The organism is Gordonia oryzae, from assembly GCF_003797185.1.
In the GTDB taxonomy this organism is placed as follows: domain Bacteria; phylum Actinomycetota; class Actinomycetes; order Mycobacteriales; family Mycobacteriaceae; genus Gordonia; species Gordonia oryzae.
This window is the reverse complement of the sequence record NZ_RKMH01000001.1, coordinates 66,943-85,787: the sequence shown is the minus strand read 5'-3', so window position 1 is coordinate 85,787 and position 18,845 is coordinate 66,943. Positions and strand designations below refer to the sequence as shown.

Sequence of the window (18,845 nt, the reverse complement as noted above, 5' to 3'; positions counted from 1 at the left end):
CCTCCATCACTGATCGTCTCGCTCCCAGGCGACGTGGTACGTACCCGGCGTGCTACCCAGACCGATAGGTGCATGCGGGAGCATGTGTGTCAGTCTACGGTCGCCGGTGACGCACCCCGGTCCGCCGAGCGCGACGACGGGCGTGAATTCGACCGCACGAGCACGGCGATCGCCTCGATGTGATGGGTCAGCGGAAATGCGTCGAACCCGCGGATCTCGCGGGTCTGATACCCGTTCTCGGCAAGCAATGCGAGGTCGCGGGCGAATCTCGCGACATCGCAACCGACGTGCACCACCACGTCCGGACCGGCCGCGGCGAGTTGTCCGATCACCTGTGCACCGGCCCCCGTCCGCGGAGGATCGAGTACGACGACCCCAGCGGCGGGGAGTCCGCCGATGGCGGCGGCGACCTCTTCTCGGTGCACCTCGATGCCGTCGTCGTCTGCGAAGGTCGCCTCGGCGGCGGCCAGTGCCCCGGCGTCGGAATCGACGATGTGCACCGCCTGCGCATGCAGGGTGTCGGTCAGGGTGGCGGCGAAGATCCCGGCGCCGCCGTAGAGGTCCCAGCACGTCCCTATTGAGTCGGTGTGGCGCGCGACGAGGTCGGCAACGGTCTGCGCATACACGCCCGCGGCGGCCCGGTGGCCCTGCCAGAATCCGGTCACCGGGATGTCCCAGGTCCGCTTGCCCACCTGGTGGCGCGCAGCGGGAAGTCCCTCGACCACTCGTGTCCTGCGCGCCCGCTCGTGGCGCCGACGACGCCGCTGTGCGGCACGACGACCGCCATCGGATCGACGACCGCCGCGACCCTCCTTGGCCGCGTCGTCGGCGGGCGCGATCTCTATGAGGTGCCGCGCGCCGTCGTCGTCGAGTACGAGCGCGAGGTCGGCGTCCGGGGTGAACCGGCCGTCGAACGCCGTGAGGTCGGTCAGGCGCGAATCGGGTTGGGCGCAGGGGTGGCCGACGACGAGGCCGGCAGCGCCGCGCCGGTGCAGACCGGCGCGGCCGTGTGCGTCGACGCCCATGCGTGTCCGAATTCGCCAGCCGGTTCCGGCGTCATCGAGCGCGGCAACCGTCGGCGGCCCGCCATCGAGTGCGGCCAGGGCGTCGTCGGTGAACCCGCCGATCCGCCGCAGGACGTCGGTGAGGATCTCGCTCTTCAGGGTGCGGGCGTGCTCGACGGCGACATACGCGAGATCACAGCAGCCGGCGCCGTGCGCGGCGGCCGAGCAGAGCGGGTCGCGTCGATGTGTCGACGGCTCAAGTACCTCGGTCACCTCGGCGACGAGGAATCCGGACCTGTCCTCGACGACGGTCGCGGTGACCAGCTCACCCGGGATCGCGCCGCGCACGAAAACGACCCGGCCGTCGTCGGCATGCGCGATGGCCGACCCACCGTTGGCGGGTCGGCGTACCCGCAGCGTCAGCGCGCCAAAGGAGGGAGCACTCGTCACGTGGGCCCGCCACCCAGTGCCCGGCGGGTGTCACCAGGGGCGTGGTAGTCGAGGTCGGCCTTGCGGCGATCGGACGACGTGAGCTGCCAGGGCACCGAGGTCACCATCACGCCGGGTTCGAACAGCAGACGTGTCTTCAACCGCAACGCCGACTGGTTGTGCAGGATCTGTTCCCACCAGTGACCCACCACGTATTCGGGAATGAACACGGTGATCACGTCGCGCGGCGATTCTCGGCGGACACGCCGCACGTAGTCGATGATCGGGCGCGTGATCTCGCGGTAGGGCGACGCGATCACCTTGAGCGGCACCCGCAGATCGCTGTCTTCCCATTCCGAGACCAGTCGGCGGGTGTCACGGTCGTCGACATTCACCGTGACCGCCTCGAGTACATCGGGTCGGGTGGCCCGCGCGAACAGCAACGCGCGTTTGGTGGCCAGGTGCAGCGTCGAGACCAACACGATCGAGTGGGTACGGCTCGGGAGCACTGCCTCGTCGTCGGCGGGGGTGCGCTCGAGTTCGCGCTGCACGCTCGCGTAGTGGTGGTGGATCGCCTTCATCAGCACGAACAGGATGACCATCGCCAGGATGGCGATCCAGGCACCGGCGGTGAACTTGGTGATGAGCACAACCACCAGCACGGTTGCCGTCATCACCAGGCCGACGGTATTGATGACCCGCGACTGCATCATCCGGCGGCGCGCCTTCGGGTCGGTCTCGGTACGCAACAATCGGGTCCAGTGACGCACCATGCCGGTCTGGCTCAGCGTGAACGACACGAACACGCCCACGATGTAGAGCTGGATCAGTGAGGTCACCTCACCGCCGAAGGCGACCACGAATGCGATCGCGGCGACTGCCAGGAACAGGATGCCGTTGCTGAACGCCAGCCGGTCGCCACGGGTGTGCAGCTGCCGGGGCAGGTAGCGATCCTGGGCGAGTACCGAACCGAGCACCGGGAATCCGTTGAACGCAGTGTTGGCGGCCAGCATCAGGATCAGTGCAGTGACGGTCGCGACGAAGTAGAACCCGGCCGGGAAAGTGTCGAACACTGCGTGGGCGAGTTGGGCGATCATTGCCTTCTGCTGGTAGCCCGGGGGCGCCCCGATGAGGTCCTCCGCCGGGTTCATCACGTATTTGGCGCCGATCCGCTCTGCAAGGAAGACGATGCCCAACAGCAAGACAACCGCGATCAACCCGAGCAGCAGCAGAGTGGTCGCCGCGTTTCGGGACTTGGGCTTCCGAAACGCAGGCACACCGTTGCTGATGGCTTCGACCCCGGTCAGTGCCGCGCATCCCGAGGAGAAGGCCCGCGCGATCAGGAAGACGAAGGCAATGCCCATCAGGTGGGTGTGTTCGGCCCGGATCTCGAATCCCGCGGTCTCCGAACGAATCTCTCGTCCGAGGATGAAGATCTCGGTGAATCCCCAGATCAGCATGCCGAGCACACCGACGATGAACGCATAGGTCGGAATGGCCAGTACGCTGCCCGATTCCTTGAGTCCACGCAGGTTTACTGCGGCCAGGATGATGATGGCGGCCACACAGAACGACACGCGATGTTCGGACACGAACGGGATCGCCGATCCGATGTTCTCTGCTGCCGACGAGATCGACACTGCGACGGTCAGCACGTAGTCGACCAGCAGCGCACTACCGACGGTCAGCCCCGCCGTGGGCCCGAGGTTGACCGTGGCGACCTCGTAGTCGCCGCCGCCGGAGGGATAGGCGTGCACATTCTGCCGGTAGCTGGCGACGACCACCGCCATGACGATCGCGACTGCAATCGCGATCCATGGGGTGTAGGCCAACGCCGAGAGCCCGGCAACGGAGAGCACCAGAAATATCTCCTGCGGCGCGTAGGCGACCGAGGACATCGCGTCGGAGGCGAATACGGGGAGCGCGATGCGTTTGGGTAACAGCGTGTGGCCGAGACTGTCGCTGCGAAACGGTCGTCCCAGAAGCAGTCGCTTTGTCGCAACGGACACCTTTGACACGGTGGGCACCACGCAACATTAAGACCTGGGTCAAACGAAGGCCACCAGGACCCGCGTCACGACACGCCTGCTACGGGTAGGTTCATCTTTGCGCGGACCGACACCGGTCCAGTGCCGGCTCTCCGGCGACGCGTCGTCTCCCGGCGGCATGCGCAGGGAAGGAAGGATCGATTTTCTTGCGGGTAGTCATCATGGGCTGCGGCCGCGTGGGCTCGTCGTTGGCTCGCGCGATGGTCAAACGCGGCCACGAGGTCGCGATCATCGACCGCAACCCCTCGGCGTTCACCCGACTCGGCGACGAGTTCACCGGTCAGTGCATCGTCGGGGTCGGATTCGATCGTGATGTGTTGATCAAGGCCGGGATCGAGCAGGCCGACGCCTTCGCCGCGGTGTCTTCCGGCGACAACTCCAACATCATCGCCGCGCGCGTGGCCCGGGAGACCTTCGACGTGGGGCGAGTGGTCGCGCGCATCTACGACGCGAAACGTGCCGCGGTCTATGAGCGGCTGGGCATTCCGACGGTGGCCACCGTGCCGTGGACGACTGAGCGGTTCGTCTCCGCGCTCGGCGAGGTTTCCACCACGACCGAGTGGCGCGACCCGTCGGGCACGCTCGCGATCGCCCAACTCGAGATCGACGAGTCGTGGATCGGGACGACCGTGGTGAAGTTCCAGGAACTCACCGGAGCACGCATCTCATTCATCAATCGGGTCGGCAATCCTGTTCTGCCTGAAGCGAAGACGGTCTTGCAGCAGGACGACGTGGTGTTCGCCGCAGTGCTGCTCGAGCGCCTCGCCGTCACCCGTACGATTGCCGCGTCGCCGATCGACGCCGACTGAGGAGTATCAAGAATGAAAGTCGCCATCGCCGGGGCCGGTGCAGTCGGCCGTTCCATCGCCCGCGAACTCCTCGTCAACTCCCACGAGGTCACTCTCTTCGAGCGCAAGGCCGAGCACATCGACACCAACGCGGTGCCCGGTGCGCAGTGGCTGCTCGCCGACGCGTGCGAGTTGTCGAACCTCGAGTCGGCGGAGCTGCAGTCCTTCGACGTCATGATCGCTGCCACCGGCGACGACAAGGCCAATCTCGTCGTCAGTTTGCTCGCGAAGACCGAGTTCGCGGTCAATCGTGTGGTCGCACGGGTGAATGACCCCCGCAACGAATGGCTGTTCGGCGAGGAATGGGGTGTCGACGTCGCCGTCTCGACGCCACGACTGCTCGCGTCTCTCGTCGAGGAGGCCGTGTCGGTCGGAGATCTGGTGCGGCTCATGACATTCCGGCAGGGTCAGGCAAATCTCGTGGAGTTGACGCTGCCCGCCAACACACCGCTGGCCGGCCGGCCAGTCCACAAGCTGAGCCTGCCGCGCGATGCTGCTCTGGTGGCTATCCTGCGGGGTGGTCGGGTGATCGTGCCCGAGCGTGACGATCCGATCGAAGGTGGCGACGAACTGGTGTTCATCGCGCCTGCCGAAATCGAACCGGCATTACACGAGGCGATGCGGGTCCCGCAGTGACCGCTGCGGCGGGCGGATCGGAGTGGAGGAGCTACCCTTCGTCCGAGCCGTACAGCTCGTAGTATGGGTTGTAGACCACCTTGAATCCATCGTGCTCGGCAAGGCGGCCACGCACGGTGAGTTTGCGGCCCGGCTCGATGCCGGGAATGCGGTTGCGTCCCAGCCACTTCAGGATGACCGTGTCGGTCCCGTCGAAGAACTCGGCCTTGACTCCACTCTTGGCGGCACGCGAGCACGTCTCCACCGCACGCAACTCGCCGTGCATGGTGACCTCGTCGCCGCGACTACATTCGACGGCGCGCTGTGCTCCCGTTGCCTCGGACTCGGCGGCGATCTGCTCGGCATCAGCATTGCCGAGATCTTCGGTCAACCGTTTGGTCAGCCGCTTGAGATAACCGGCCGTCGGCATCACAACCTCCAGAAGAGACTTCGTTTCCGCGCGGAGGGCACGAGCCTGCTGGGCTGTGGTTCTCGGCCTTCTCGTCTCTTCCGACGCGGGTACTTTCGACTCAGCGTAGACCCATGTCCTCATCGCGTACAACGCGCGGCATGATCTGTGCATGCCCGCGAATGACTACCGGATCCACACCCGCAGGTTGACCGGCGCCGGGAGCGATGGCGAGCCGGCCGAATGTACCGGCGCCGGGAGCGATGGCGAGCGGGCCGAATGTCGCGGCGCCGGGAGCGATGGCGAGCGGGCCGAATGTACCGGCGCCGGGAGCGATGGCGAGCGGGCCGAATGTACCGGCGCCGGGAGCGATAGCGAGCCGGCCGAATCTTTTCCGGCGGACATCCTCATCGTGATGCCGGGGACGGGTTCGGACGCCGACTTCGTCCGCCGAGCGTTCGGTCCCGCGGCCCGCGAAATCGGCGTCGACCTGATCGCCCTGGAGCCGACCGACAATCTCATCGGCGGACACCGCGACGCGCTGCGGCGGTTCACTGCCGACCACGCCCGGGTGTTGGTGGGCGGGTTCTCCATCGGTGCCGCCCTGGCGCTGGAGTGGGCACTCGGTCCGGGCGGGCATCGTTGCGTCGGGGTGTGGGCGGCGATGCCGGCGTGGAGTGGAGAGCCGAGTACTGCACTTGCCGCGACCGGCGCGGCGATGACCGCGACAGCCCTACGTACCGACGGCCTGGACGCGACGATCGATGCGATGTCGTCGACGAGTCCGACATGGTTGGCCAATGAGCTCGCCCGGTCGTGGCGGGCCCTATATCCCGGACTCGTTACCCAGCTCGAACGGGCGGCGGCATATCGCGCCCCCGACCTCGACCGGATCGCCACGCTGTCCGTGCCGCTGGCGGTGGTGGCCGCCGACGACGATCCGCTCCATCCGTGGGCCGTCGCGCAGTCGTGGTGCCGCGCAGCACCACGGGCGCGACTACAGCGGGTTGGCCTGGCGCAGTGGGGTACCGATCCGGCGGTGTTGGGGCGCGCGTGCGCGACCGGATGGCAGTACCTTCTCGATGAGGATGCCGCACCAACAGAACAGTGAGCACGCTCGGTACGGGGCGAGCCGGTGGTCAGCGCTTGCCGCGGCGACGGCGGAAGCGTTGCATCGCCGAACCCGCCGACGGCGGGGGCGCGTCGTCGGCGTCGGGTGCGCCCTCCCGTGCCCCACTGTCGACTGCGGTCGGCACCTCGCGGATGACGGTCGCCTGCTCGATCTGGTCGAGCGCACCGCCGGAGATGTGTTCGGTCTCGGCGGTCGGCTGCTCGGGGAGCTGTGCGGGGGCGGTGGTTTCGCTCGTCGCGTTCGGGGCGTTCGGGGCGACGAGGTTGTCGTCGGAGTTGCCGCCGGAATCGTTCGGTACCCCGGCAGCCGAGTCGTCGGCGAACATCTGCTGCTGGGCGGCGGCGACCTGCTCGGCGAGGACGGGTGGCAGGACGATCGGCAGCATTTCTCGGGGCGGCAATGGATCCTTGCCGCGCCGAACCACCGACTCGGCGAGGACGGCACGCGCAAGTTGCGCGAGTGGACCCGCGGATTCAGCCGGGCCACTGGCGACACATCGCACCATCCATCGTGAACCGTCGACCCCGATGAATCGGTGTGCTCCACCGGGTACCTCGGCGAGTACCTCGCGTCCCCAGTGCCCGTCCTCGACGCTGGTGGTCGCACCTTCGTCCCGCAGAGACGCTGCGAGTTCCCGGACGACTTCGCGCCACAATCCCGGAGAGCGCGGCGCGGCGAAGGCGGTCACGCTGATGCGGCCGTGCGGGGTCACCAGATACACGGCTTCGGGTTGGTGGTTGGCCGACATCTCGACGGTGACCTGTCCGCCCTCGACGACCGGGACCAGCACCGACCCGAGATCCAGGTGCGAATTGGCCAGTTCCTCGGGCGGGGTGTCAAGCAGTTCGATGTCGTACGGCCCGCGGGCCTGGCCGACCCGCAACTCCCCGTCGCGCGAGTCCCCTGCCCCCCGCTCCTCGTTAGCCATCAGTTGGTATCTCCCCTCGCCGTTTTCACGGTTGGCACCGCGTCACCCTCGCCACTGCAGGGTAGTCCAGGACCGGGCGCACGCCTCACAGGATTGCGTGACCGCCGCTGGACCCGTATCCGCCCGAACCACGGCTCGTCGCGTCGAGTTCGGCGACCTCGATGAACCCGGGAAGTTCGACTCGTTGGATCACCAACTGCGCGATGCGGTCACCGCGCGAGATGTGGATGGTCTCGGTCGGATCGAGGTTGATCAGACACACCTTGATCTCACCGCGGTACCCGGCGTCGATCGTGCCGGGTGCATTGACGATCGACAGCCCGGCGCGCGCGGCGAGTCCGGACCTGGGATGGACCAGGCCGACGGTGCCGTATGGCAGTGCGATCGCGATGCCCGTGCCCACGAGATGCCGACGCCCGGCCCCGAGTTCGAGATCGATGGTGGAACACAGATCGACCCCAGCATCACCGGGATGGGCGCGCGCGGGCAGTGCGATGTCGGGGTCGAGTCGTCGAATCCGGACCGGTGGGATCACATCGGACGGGTCGGACCCGGTCACAGGGGGGAATTCTGAGGCCACGGGGGAAGACTACGCTGGGGGTGTGAGCGACCCGGAACCCCGCAGTGCCACCGAATCCCGCAGCGCCACCGAATCCCGCAGCGCCACCGACCCCAGCAGCCACGAACCCCGCACGGACGTCTCCCACACGGAGGCTGTCGATGAGTCCCACTCCGTGGTCTCGACGAACTCGGTGTCGGGGACCGATCCTCGCGGTGACGGCAGCAACGGTGACGGCGATCGGTACACCGAGCGGTTATCGGTGCCGTGGTGGTGGTGGCTGGCCGCCGTGGTGGTGACAGGCGTGGTGGGTCATGAGATCCAGCTGTCGGCGCATGATTCGCCGTGGGGTCTGCTCGGTTACCTCGGCGCGGCGATCGTGTGTGCGTTGGTTCTGGTGTCGCTGGGACACACCCGAATTCGGGTGACCGCAGACGGTGAGCTGCACGCCGGGAAGGCGCGACTGCCACGGTCGGTCATCGCACGCGGGGCATCGGTGCCGGCATCTGCGAAGAGTGCCGCCCTGGGCCGGCAGCTCGACCCCGCGGCATTCCTCATCCATCACGCATGGGTGAAGACGATGGTGTTGCTCGTGCTGGACGACCCGGACGATCCGACTCCGTACTGGTTGGTCTCGACGCGAAGGCCGACCGAGCTGTTGAGCGCGTTGGGTGTTGCCGACGCGGCCGCCGACAACGGGTGAACATCCGACGAGCAACCGCCGGTGACGTGGTGACGCCTGGGCCCCACCACGATCCGCCCTGAGGGCGGATCCGCGCGGTGGGGTCGATCAGGCGCAGTCCACGCAGATCATGCTCGCGCCGCTCTCACGGGCCAGACGACTGCGGTGGTAGACGAGGAAACAGCTGGTGCACGTGAATTCGTCAGCCTGCTTCGGGATGACCCGAACCGAGAGCTCTTCTCCGGAGAGGTCAGCGCCGGGCAGTTCGAAAGACTCGGCGGTATCGCTTTCGTCGACGTCGACAGCAGCCGACTGCGCCTCACTGCGCCGTGCCTTCAGCTCCTCGAGCGAGTCCTCGTTCAGGTCCTCGGACTCCGTGCGCCGTGGGGCGTCGTAATCAGTAGCCATTGTGTGCCTTACCTGGTTGAAGGAGCGCGACCTTTGGGTCGTCGGCTCGTGACCTGGACCGCTGGGGCGCTAAGTCGCCGGGATTGTCTTGCCGGCGTCACTACAACGTCATGACCGGTGCGATTCGTTGCCGATCATCGACCAGACAGTTGTGATGTTGATCACAAATCCTTGCCAGAACTCCAGCGGACTCTGGAGTGCGGGCGCCCGAAGCCTAGTGCATGACCACCTCAGAGTCAACAGTGTGTGCACCCGAATGACACCGGCGCATGAAGCGTCGCCGACGACCATCCCCTCCTCGGCGCAGCCTGCGCTCCGTCGCGGCGGCCACCCTCTACAGTTGGGCCAGAATCGGCGGTCGAGCCCGGCATTCATCGCCGGCGCGCTCGACCCTTCCCTGGTGAAGGAGCGCAGTTCACGGTGGTCTCGCAGATTACGACCGGCTATCCCACCGACCACAACGGTCGGCCCTACAAGCGTCGGAACGCGCGCGCGATCCTCATCCTCTTGGCCGTCCTGGTGATTCTCGGCATCATCGCGTGGTCGGTCGCCCTGGCCGGTTCGGGTTCCGATACCACCCCCACCGCCTGCAACGAGCCGTCGCCCGCGAGTACTTCGGCCTCGGCGACCACCACCGCCGCCGCACAGCCCCCCGCGCCCACGGGCGCAACCCCATCCCGCACCGTATCGAACCGGGATCAGATGCTGTCGGTTGCACCGGCCGCGCTGTCGACCTTCCAGGTGCGCGTCCTCAACGCATCCACCCAACGTGGCCAGGCCCAATCGGTGTCCAACGACCTCACCGCCCAGGGATTCACCCCGGCCAGCGACACCGCATTCGGCGACGACCCGATCTACCCGAATCACGATCTGGACTGCGTCGCCCAGATCCGGTTCGGACCCGCCGGACAGGCCGCCGCCGCGTCGGTGTGGCTGGCGATCCCGTGCGCCCAACTGATCAACGACGGCCGTCGAGGTACCGACGTCGACGTGGCACTCGGTGAGTATTACAAGCCGCGCGAGCAGTCACAGGACGCGCAAGCCGCACTCGAGGCGCTGCGTTCGGCCGACCCCAAGAACCCGCAGGCCGGAGTCGATCCGGGTCTGGTGAAAGCGGTTCACGCCCAACCCTGCTGAGCGACGCCCGCGGTCCGCGGGAAGCGTCAGTCGCGAGCCGGAAGCGCCCGTCGCGCACCGAGATCGTCGAGCAGCGCAACAAAGGCATTGGCGATCCCGGGAGCCACCGCGATCGTCGCGTGGCCGTCGCTGGACCGCGAATCGGCCGGTGGCAAATGAACGACCGCTCCGGCCTCAGCGGCGATCAATCCGCCGGCCGCCCAATCCCAGGGACTCAGCCCGTGTTCGATGTGGGCATCGACCGCCCCACTGGCCACCATGCACAGATCGAGTGCCGCCGCGCCGATGCGACGGAGGTCGCGTACCCGGGGCAGCAATTGCGCCACGATCGCCCCCTGCTCCCACCGGCGCTCCGCGTCGTATCCGAATCCGGTGGCGACGAGGGCGAGCTCGACTCGCTCGATGTCGTTGCAGCGCAACGGCACCGTGTGACCACCGGCGCGCAAGAACGCGCCGCCGCCCTCAGCCGCGTGATAGGTAACCGCCCGCGCGACGTCGACCACCGCGCCCGCTACCGAACGACCGTCGACCTGCGCGGCCACCGACACCGCATAGGCCGGGATGCCGTACATGAAGTTGACGGTCCCGTCGATGGGATCGACGACCCAGCGTACCCCGGTCGGCACATCGACGGCGCCGCCGGACTCCTCGCCCAGGATCTCGTCGGCCGGCCGGGCCGCGCGGAGACGATCCCGGATCAGTTGCTCGGTTTCGGTGTCCGCCAAGGTGACCGGGTCGGTCGGCGTCGACTTGGTGGTCACCGCGTCAATGATGTCGGCGGCGGCCCGTCGACCCGGCCCGCCGAAGAGTTCCCGACGTCGGTGACGAACATGGTCGGCCGCGGCCTCCGCGATGTCGACGGCGAGCTCGGCCAGTGCGGCAGGACTCTCGACTGTCACATTCGCCAACGGCACGTCATCGGATGCGACGTTCCGGCCGACAGGATCACTGCCTCGTTGCTCCACCTGTCCATGTGAGCACATCCGGCGCCGGGAGCGGACGTTCGGGCGTCCGGTGAGACGGGGCTCACCGGACGCCCGACACGTCCCGTGATGGATTGCCCATCCTCGCTGCACCACGATGCTCGCCTGGATAGCCTAAAGACGCGTGATACCCGATCAGCATCGATCCGTACCGAGAGGACCCGCCATGACCGAGTCTGGCACGCCCGGCTCCCCCACCGTCTCCGCACCCGAAGGAGAGCGGAACACGGACGAAAAGATCTCAGCGGCAACCAATCTCGCCTTCGGCGTGGACGTCGGCGGCTCCGGCATCAAGGGCGGCATCGTCGATCTCGACACGGGTGCCCTGATAGGTGAACGGTACAAGGTGCTCACCCCGCAACCGGCGACCCCCGACGCGGTCGCCGGCGGGGTCGCCGAGGTCGTCGCGCACTTCGACTGGCACGGACCGGTCGGCATCACCCTGCCGGGGGTCATCACCGGCGGCATCATGCGCACCGCGGCCAACATCGACAAGGGCTGGATCGGCACCGACGTCTATGAACTGTTCAGCAAACGTCTCGACGGCCGGAAGGTCTCGGTCCTCAACGACGCCGACGCCGCCGGTATGGCCGAAGACGCCTATGGGGCGGGCAGGGGCGTCGATGGCGTCGTGATGCTGCTGACCTTCGGAACGGGTATCGGATCGGCGATCCTCAACGACGGAAAACTAGTGCCCAACACCGAACTCGGCCACCTCCAGGTGGGTAAGAAAGAAGCCGAGCACCAGGCGTCGTCGAAGGTCAAGGAAGACAAGGGATGGTCGTATGAGAAGTGGACCGAGAAGGTCTCCGAGGTCCTCAAGACCTATGAGGCGCTGTTCTGGCCGCGACTGTTCATCGTCGGCGGGGGGATCAGTCGCAAGTCGGCCAAATGGATTCCGCTGCTGACCAACTCCACCCCCGTCGAGGCCGCGGCCCTGCTCAACACGGCGGGCATCGTCGGGGCGGCCATGGCCGTCGATCAGGGCCTCCGCGTGTAGTTCGTGACCTTCCAACACCGACGTTGACCTGGCCTTTGTCACATCGGTGGGGGTGGTGTCGTTACAATGGTCCGCATCGGTGCCATGTGCGCCGCACCAAGCCCTCATCCGCGACGGCCGACGCTGCCGCGAGGACAGTAAAGATTCGCATCCGAAAGGTTGTACGTGGCAGCCACCCAGACCCGCCAGAACGACGCGGAGGTCTCCGACCCGACCACGGTCTCCGACCCGACGACGTCGACCGCTCTATCGGCTGACAAGGCGCCCGCGAAGAAGACCGCCAAGAAGGCGGTCAAGAAGGCCACCGCTCGCAAGACCGCCAAGAAGGCTCCGGCCCGTAAGACCGCCGCGAAGAAGGTCGCCCCGCCGAAGGCGGCCGGTGACGCGGACTCCCCCGACGACACCGATACCGAGCCCACCTCGATCGAGGAGCTCGATGGCCCCGACGCCGTACTCGACGACGTCGAGATCGACGACAACGATCTCACCGACGACGAAGACGACACCGAGGGCTCCACCGACGCCGAGGACGACGAGGACGACGAGGAGTCCGAAGACACCCCCGCCGCTCCTGCGGCGGGCACTCCAGCCACCGCCGCGGCCGCCAAGTCCTCCGACGACAGCAAGACCGCCGGCGACTTCGTCTGGGATGAGGAGGAATCCGAGGCCCTGCGCCAGGCCCGCAAGGACGCCGAACTTACCGCGTCCGCCGACTCGGTGCGCGCCTACCTCAAGCAGATCGGCAAGGTCGCCCTACTCAACGCCGAGGAGGAGGTCGAACTCGCCAAGCGCATCGAGGCCGGCCTGTTCGCGACCGAGCGACTGCGCCGGGTCATGGAGTCCGGCGAGAAGATCAGCACCGCGCAGAAGCGCGATCTCAACTGGATCTCCCGCGACGGCAACCGCGCGAAGAATCACCTCCTCGAGGCGAACTTGCGTCTGGTCGTGTCACTGGCCAAGCGCTACACCGGTCGCGGCATGGCCTTCCTCGACCTGATCCAGGAAGGCAACCTGGGCCTCATCCGTGCCGTCGAGAAGTTCGACTACACCAAGGGTTACAAGTTCTCGACCTACGCCACCTGGTGGATCCGTCAGGCGATCACCCGAGCCATGGCCGATCAGGCCCGCACCATCCGCATCCCGGTGCACATGGTCGAGGTCATCAACAAACTCGGTCGCATCCAGCGAGAGTTACTCCAGGACCTTGGCCGTGAGCCCACGCCGGAGGAACTCGCCAAGGAAATGGACATCACGCCGGAGAAGGTTCTGGAGATCCAGCAGTACGCGCGTGAGCCGATCTCGCTGGATCAGACCATCGGCGATGAAGGTGACTCACAGCTCGGCGACTTCATCGAGGACTCCGAGGCCGTCGTCGCCGTCGATGCGGTGAGCTTCACCCTGTTGCAGGACCAGCTGCAATCGGTCCTCGAGACGCTCTCGGAGCGCGAGGCCGGCGTGGTGCGCCTGCGTTTCGGATTGACCGACGGCCAGCCGCGCACTCTCGATGAGATCGGCCAGGTGTACGGCGTCACACGCGAACGCATCCGCCAGATCGAGTCGAAGACGATGTCGAAACTGCGCCACCCCAGCCGCTCCCAGGTCCTGCGCGACTACCTGGACTGACCGGCCCCCTCTTGATCCACCCGATTGTCCCGGCACGCTAGCCGGGGCAATCGGCGTATGCGAGCCGATTCCCCAGCTCTGTCAAGGGCTGTGAGACCGCCAATCGGACGGATTCGCGGCTGGGAGGGGCAGCGCCCCTACGATGTCGGACACGCCTCTTTCGCGCGATATACCCCGAACACCCCCGATGCGACGCCGTGTCATCGACCTGTGCGGGGCGCGTCGATGCAGTGTCCGGTCGGGATCGCCGCCGCCTGATGCGACGCAGATCTGATAGAGCAGCGACCCTGATTCTGCCCCGACTCGAGACCACCCTGGTCTTGGGCATCCCTCCTTGGCGATTTGGCAATGCCGACTCAAAGGTGGTGCGTCACATCGCAATTCCAGATACACCAGGCGCGTGCGGTTCACCGTCAGTGGCATTCCCCGGCAGCACCTTGGCCAGCCGCTGGGCACCGCTTACTCCTCGTCGCTGCGAGCCTCGGTTCCCTGGTCGGTCTGGGATCGCGGGGCATCAGCTTCGCGCGGGTCGCGGCGTTCGTCTACACGCTACGCGACGCCGAGGTGGAGTCCGCCGATGCCGTCAGCTCCCTGCGCGAGGAATGCCGAACGCGACTCGTGAGGGGGCCGGCGGCGACTCCGGCAGGCCGATACCGGGGCTCTGGGTCCGCACCTGCTCCACGATGTGAGCCGCGTCGCACTGCGGGTAACAGTCTGTGGATCCCATGTTGCGGGCGCCGCCACCGGTGTAACGGGTGAGTGACGACACAACTCGCCGGGGCTTCGGAACAATACGAAAGCCGAAAACGTCTGACACAGTGAGGTTGGCGCATCGCCCGGATGTGCCGGCTCACGAAGGAATGGCACGAGAGGTGCCGGACCGGGACGGAGGAAACAATGCCAGACATCGCGACCACACCCCCGATCTTCCTGCCACTGACCGCATCGGATCGCTGCGATCGCTGTGGCGCCGCAGCCAAGGTGCGCGCCGTACTCCCCAACGGCGGCGAACTCCTCTTCTGCCGGCACCACTTCAACGAGCACGAGGCTCGCCTCGTGGAAATGCAGGCCACCGTGGATCAGTCGGCCGCCGAGCTCGTCTGATCGACCCACACCACGAGAGGGCCCGGCGGGAATGTTCCTGCCGGGCCCCTCTCGTCATCTGCGGGAGATCAGCGCCATTCACGCAGGGCGGCGATCCGCTCGCGCAGTTGATCCGCCGAGGCCATCGCGGTCGGTGGTCCGCCGAGTTTGCTGCGCAGTTCGCTGTGCACGACCCCGTGCGGTTTCCCGGTGCGATGGTGGTGCATCGCGACGAGCGTGTTCAGTTCCTTGCGCAAGGCGTGCAAATTCGCGCCGGCGGGCTTGACCGCGTCGGCGGCCGGGGCGACCGAACGCGTCTGGACCTGCTCGGCCTGCCGCTGACGCAGGAGCGCGCGCACCTGATCGGCGTCGAGCAGGCCGGGTAGACCCAGGTAGTCCGACTCCTCATCGCTGCCGGAGAAAGTCGCCGTGCCGAATGAGGAGCCGTCGAAGATCACTTGATCGAGTTCGGCGTCGGCGTGGAGGGATTGAAAACCCTTCTCCTCCTCGCCCGGCTCGTCCTTCTGCTTGTTGGCGTCGGTCAGCAGGGCGTCGTCGAGGCCATCGCTGTCCCGATGCGGCTTGCCGAGCACGTGATCGCGCTCGGCCTCCATCTGGCTGGCGAGATTCAGCAACACCGGCACCGACGGCAGGAACACGCTCGCGGTCTCACCTGGGCGCCGGGACCGGACGAATCGGCCGATGGCCTGGGCGAAGAACAACGGCGTCGACGAACTCGTCGCATAGACGCCGACGGCCAGCCGCGGAACGTCCACTCCCTCGGAGACCATCCGGACCGCCACCATCCACTCGTCGTCGGACTCGGCGAATTCCGCGATCCGCGACGACGCCTTCGGGTCGTCGGAGAGCACAACCGACGGCATCCTTCCGGTGATCGCCTGCAACAGTTCGGCGTAGTCGCGGGCAACGGTCTGATCGGTGGCGATGACCAGGCCACCAGCATCGGGCATGCCGCCCGCGCGAATCTGTCCCAGCCGGGTGTGGGCCGCCTGCAGCACCGAGGGAATCCAGTCCCCGTGCGGATCCAGGGCCGTCCGCCACGCGCGTGCGGTGTGCTCAGCCGACAGCGGCTCGCCCAACCGTGCGGTGAATTCCTCGCCCGCACTCGTGCGCCAACTCGCCTGACCCGAATAGGCCAGGAACACCACCGGTCGCACGACGCCGTCGGCGAGGGCGTCGGAGTAGCCGTAGGTGTGGTCGGCGCGGGAGCGCAGCACCCCACCCTCTTCGGGTTCATAGGTGACGAACGGGATCGGCGAGTCGTCGGATCGGAACGGCGTACCCGTCAGCGCCAGTCGACGCTCGGCGTCGTCGAAAGCCTCGCGGATCGCCTCACCCCACGACTTCGCATCGCCGCCGTGGTGGATCTCATCGAGAATCACCAGCGTGCGCCGGTTCTCGGTGCGCACCCGGTGGCGGGACGGGTGCGCGGCGACCTGCGCATAGGTCAACGCAACACCGTGAAAGTCGGAGCTGGTCTGACCGGTCGCATTGCGAAACCGGGAGTCGAGCGCGATGCCCACACGAGCGGCGGCCTGGGCCCACTGATGTTTGAGGTGCTCGGTCGGCGTGACCACGGTGATCTGCTCCACCGTCCGGTCGTCGAGGAGTTCCCGCGCCACGCGCAGACCGAAGGTGGTCTTACCCGCACCCGGGGTGGCCACCGCCAGGAAGTCCTTCGGTCCTCGCGCGAGGTATCGGGTCAGCGCACGCCGCTGCCAGGCGCGGAGCGGGGGGCCCGAAATGGCGGCGGCAATGTCTTCGGCAGCGGTCACGGGCAGCTGACTCCGGGGGTCGGTGGACGGGGAATCCGTCGGTGTTCCCGGTCGAACCCGGGCGACACAGTATGCCGGGCGATCGGCCGGCACACCGCACGGACGGGCCCATGCTACCGAGCGATTCCGACGCGTGGGCGACACGGTGTGGGGCACACGTGGGCGTCGAGGCGCGAGCTAGATTGCGGTGTCGATGCGCGGCTCCGCTGCGTCCGGGGTGCGCCGAACACGCCGAGGAGTCCACGCGCGAACACGTTGCACTGGGCACCTCGGGGCGATGGTGGCGCGCATCACCTTCGCCGATCGTGGATGCTGTAACCATCAGCACCCGACGACGCAACCCCGCTCCGATGACTCCCGACGACGTCACGTCGTCGGGAGCACGTCGTGACCCGGTCCCCGAGTCGGCCGGGCGATCGTGCGGAGATGAGGCAACCGACACTCTCCCCCGACCCCCTCGCGCACCACACCCCGACCGCGGTGAGTTCCTTACCGCACCGCTGCACGCGGAGCGCCGCCCGGCACCGGCCTCGGTCGAACTCGACGCACCCGACCCCAACCATCGGGCGATCGCGGACTCCGGGCTCCCCGGGACCACCCGCCGCGGCTCACGCCCACCGGACGCCGGCACGCGGACGGACCAGGAGCTCGGGCGCGACGACCCGACGGTCGAACCGCCAGAGCGGCCGCGACGTCGGGTGGTACGCGACATCCCGACCCTGATCTGGCGGACGATCGTGAAGTCCTGGGACGACGGGATCGTGGGCTGGGCCGCGCAAGCCGCATTCTGGCAGGCGCTGTCGCTACCTCCCCTACTCCTCGGACTCCTCGGCAGCGTCGGCTATCTCTCGGGCTGGTTCGGTCCCGACACCGTCGATGTGATCTCCGAACGCATCCTGGCGTTCGCGAACCGCACCTTCTCACCCAATGTGGTCACCGACCTGATCAAGCCGACCGTCGACAATGTCCTGGGCCGCGGACGGGTCGGGGTCATCTCGGTCGGCTTCATCCTGTCGTTGTGGGCCGGCTCGTCGGCGGTGTCGTGCTTCGTCGCCTCGATCGTGCGCGCCCACGACCAGCACGAGGTCCGAAACCCGGTGTGGCAGCGCATCTTCGCCCTGCTGCTTTATCTCGGCTTTCTCACCGTTGCGGTCCCACTACTCCCCCTGGTCGCCCTGGGTCCCAACTATCTCCGGGAGATCGTCCCCGAATCCTGGGATCCCATCGTCACCAATGCGATCGATTTCGGGTACTTCCCGTTCGTGGCGTTGCTGCTGATGCTGGTGCTGACCACGCTGTATCACCTGGCACTGCCCAATCCGCTGCCCTGGCATCGCCTGGTGGGTGGCGCGATCGTCGCGGGCATCGTGTTCTGGGTGGCCAGCTACTTCCTGCGGCTCTACCTGGCGGCGATCACCCGGGCCGGTTACACCTACGGCGCTCTGGCCACCCCGATCGCGTTCCTGCTTTTCACGTTCTTCCTCGGGTTCGCGATCGTGGTCGGCGCCGAGTTCAACGCCGCGGTCCAGTCCCTGTGGCCTGCGAGGCCGGCGGTGACCGCTCAGGTCCGCGACTGGGTTCAGCACCAGACCGCCGAGGTCACCGGGCAGCTCAAAACGCTGCCCGAGCGCCTGTCGACCGGCCCGATCAGTCGACGCAGCCGGCCACGCGGTCATTCACCCGACGATTCGTGAGATCACGCCCGATCTCTGAAATTTCGGTACATCGTCGCCGTCGGCGATCACTCCTTGCGCATCCGCTTGTAGATCTTCTTGCACTTCGGGCAGACCGGTGAGCCCGGCTTGGCCGATCGCGTCACCGGGAAGGTCTCCCCGCAGAGGGCCACGACATGCGTACCCATGACCGCGCTCTCGGCAATCTTGTCCTTCTTCACGTAGTGAAAGAACTTCGGCCGGTCGTCGTCACCGCGATCGGTGGCGTCGGTATCGGACCGTTCCTCGGTGGTGGTGTCGGTCCGCACATCGGTGTCGATGCGTTCGTCGATGTCGGGCCGCTCAATGGTTTCGGTGGGCATACCCACCATTGTGCGCCACCCGGGCTGGACCGGGTCACCCCTGCCAGGCAAAGACACTCGGGAACGCATCAGAACCGGATACCCGGACATAGCCGACAGTGCGACCGTTCGGGGAAAGTGGGACAG

The 18,845-nt window shown here is 67.1% G+C and carries 18 protein-coding genes; 9 read left to right on the top strand and 9 right to left on the bottom strand.

The window, feature by feature from the left end; genetic code table 11:
* Positions 1-89: 89 nt before the first annotated feature.
* Positions 90-1,454: a class I SAM-dependent RNA methyltransferase gene (locus EF294_RS00405; RefSeq protein WP_123925059.1), complete on the bottom strand. Its 1,365-nt coding sequence runs from the start codon at positions 1,452-1,454 to the stop codon at positions 90-92.
* Positions 1,451-3,460: an APC family permease gene (locus tag EF294_RS00400; RefSeq protein ID WP_185090887.1), complete on the bottom strand. Its 2,010-nt coding sequence runs from the start codon at positions 3,458-3,460 to the stop codon at positions 1,451-1,453. The genes EF294_RS00405 and EF294_RS00400 overlap by 4 nt, the downstream gene beginning before the upstream one ends.
* Before the next feature lie 167 nt (positions 3,461-3,627).
* Here EF294_RS00400 and EF294_RS00395 point away from each other — a divergent pair, with 167 nt between their 5' ends.
* On the top strand, positions 3,628-4,290 hold the full coding sequence (locus EF294_RS00395) for a potassium channel family protein (protein ID WP_123925057.1): 663 nt from the start codon (positions 3,628-3,630) through the stop codon (positions 4,288-4,290).
* Positions 4,291-4,302: 12 nt separating this feature from the next.
* On the top strand, positions 4,303-4,965 hold the full coding sequence (locus tag EF294_RS00390) for a potassium channel family protein (protein ID WP_123925056.1): 663 nt from the start codon (positions 4,303-4,305) through the stop codon (positions 4,963-4,965).
* A 31-nt stretch (positions 4,966-4,996) separates the two neighbouring features.
* Here the strand turns inward: EF294_RS00390 and EF294_RS00385 are convergent, their stop codons facing one another.
* Entirely contained in the window at positions 4,997-5,374 is a 378-nt protein-coding gene (locus EF294_RS00385) for an OB-fold nucleic acid binding domain-containing protein (RefSeq protein ID WP_123925055.1), read from the bottom strand.
* A gap of 394 nt (positions 5,375-5,768) precedes the next feature.
* Between EF294_RS00385 and EF294_RS00380 the strand changes: the two genes are divergently transcribed.
* A complete protein-coding gene (locus tag EF294_RS00380; protein WP_123925314.1) occupies positions 5,769-6,464 on the top strand; it encodes an alpha/beta fold hydrolase in 696 nt (231 codons plus the stop codon).
* A 28-nt stretch (positions 6,465-6,492) separates the two neighbouring features.
* Here EF294_RS00380 and EF294_RS00375 read toward each other — a convergent pair whose 3' ends face one another.
* Both EF294_RS00375 and dut read right to left on the bottom strand, forming a co-directional pair.
* Positions 6,493-7,413 (bottom strand): DUF3710 domain-containing protein, encoded by a 921-nt coding sequence (locus EF294_RS00375; protein ID WP_123925054.1) that lies wholly within the window; start codon positions 7,411-7,413, stop codon positions 6,493-6,495.
* Positions 7,414-7,498: 85 nt separating this feature from the next.
* Positions 7,499-7,972, bottom strand: coding sequence for a dUTP diphosphatase (gene dut / locus EF294_RS00370; RefSeq protein WP_123925053.1), 474 nt, complete (start codon positions 7,970-7,972; stop codon positions 7,499-7,501).
* Between the two features lie 43 nt (positions 7,973-8,015).
* Here dut and EF294_RS00365 point away from each other — a divergent pair, with 43 nt between their 5' ends.
* The gene (locus EF294_RS00365) at positions 8,016-8,675 is read left to right on the top strand and encodes a DUF3093 domain-containing protein (protein WP_425459379.1); all 660 of its coding nucleotides are present in this window, start codon (positions 8,016-8,018) and stop codon (positions 8,673-8,675) included.
* 87 nt (positions 8,676-8,762) lie between these two features.
* On the opposite strand, the gene EF294_RS00360 is transcribed toward EF294_RS00365, so the two are convergent.
* Positions 8,763-9,062 (bottom strand): DUF4193 domain-containing protein, encoded by a 300-nt coding sequence (locus EF294_RS00360; protein WP_123925052.1) that lies wholly within the window; start codon positions 9,060-9,062, stop codon positions 8,763-8,765.
* A gap of 420 nt (positions 9,063-9,482) precedes the next feature.
* Here EF294_RS00360 and cei point away from each other — a divergent pair, with 420 nt between their 5' ends.
* Positions 9,483-10,199 carry an envelope integrity protein Cei gene (cei, locus tag EF294_RS00355; protein ID WP_123925051.1) on the top strand — a complete coding sequence of 239 codons (717 nt, stop codon included), beginning with the start codon at positions 9,483-9,485 and terminating at the stop codon, positions 10,197-10,199.
* A 26-nt stretch (positions 10,200-10,225) separates the two neighbouring features.
* Here cei and EF294_RS00350 read toward each other — a convergent pair whose 3' ends face one another.
* A complete protein-coding gene (locus EF294_RS00350) occupies positions 10,226-11,164 on the bottom strand; it encodes an inositol monophosphatase family protein (RefSeq protein WP_123925050.1) in 939 nt (312 codons plus the stop codon).
* Between the two features lie 184 nt (positions 11,165-11,348).
* Between EF294_RS00350 and ppgK the strand changes: the two genes are divergently transcribed.
* The 3 genes from ppgK (at position 11,349) to EF294_RS00335 (ending at position 14,909) form a co-directional block, all read left to right on the top strand.
* Positions 11,349-12,182 carry a polyphosphate--glucose phosphotransferase gene (gene ppgK / locus EF294_RS00345; RefSeq protein WP_123925049.1) on the top strand — a complete coding sequence of 278 codons (834 nt, stop codon included), beginning with the start codon at positions 11,349-11,351 and terminating at the stop codon, positions 12,180-12,182.
* Positions 12,183-12,347: 165 nt separating this feature from the next.
* Positions 12,348-13,805: an RNA polymerase sigma factor gene (locus EF294_RS00340; RefSeq protein ID WP_123925048.1), complete on the top strand. Its 1,458-nt coding sequence runs from the start codon at positions 12,348-12,350 to the stop codon at positions 13,803-13,805.
* A gap of 897 nt (positions 13,806-14,702) precedes the next feature.
* Positions 14,703-14,909 carry a DUF7455 domain-containing protein gene (locus EF294_RS00335; protein WP_123925047.1) on the top strand — a complete coding sequence of 69 codons (207 nt, stop codon included), beginning with the start codon at positions 14,703-14,705 and terminating at the stop codon, positions 14,907-14,909.
* Positions 14,910-14,977: 68 nt separating this feature from the next.
* Here EF294_RS00335 and EF294_RS00330 read toward each other — a convergent pair whose 3' ends face one another.
* On the bottom strand, positions 14,978-16,684 hold the full coding sequence (locus EF294_RS00330; RefSeq protein ID WP_123925046.1) for a DEAD/DEAH box helicase: 1,707 nt from the start codon (positions 16,682-16,684) through the stop codon (positions 14,978-14,980).
* A 350-nt stretch (positions 16,685-17,034) separates the two neighbouring features.
* Here EF294_RS00330 and EF294_RS00325 point away from each other — a divergent pair, with 350 nt between their 5' ends.
* A complete protein-coding gene (locus tag EF294_RS00325) occupies positions 17,035-18,378 on the top strand; it encodes a YihY/virulence factor BrkB family protein (RefSeq protein WP_123925312.1) in 1,344 nt (447 codons plus the stop codon).
* A gap of 47 nt (positions 18,379-18,425) precedes the next feature.
* Here EF294_RS00325 and EF294_RS00320 read toward each other — a convergent pair whose 3' ends face one another.
* Positions 18,426-18,719 carry a DUF3039 domain-containing protein gene (locus EF294_RS00320; protein WP_123925045.1) on the bottom strand — a complete coding sequence of 98 codons (294 nt, stop codon included), beginning with the start codon at positions 18,717-18,719 and terminating at the stop codon, positions 18,426-18,428.
* Positions 18,720-18,845 lie beyond the last annotated feature (126 nt).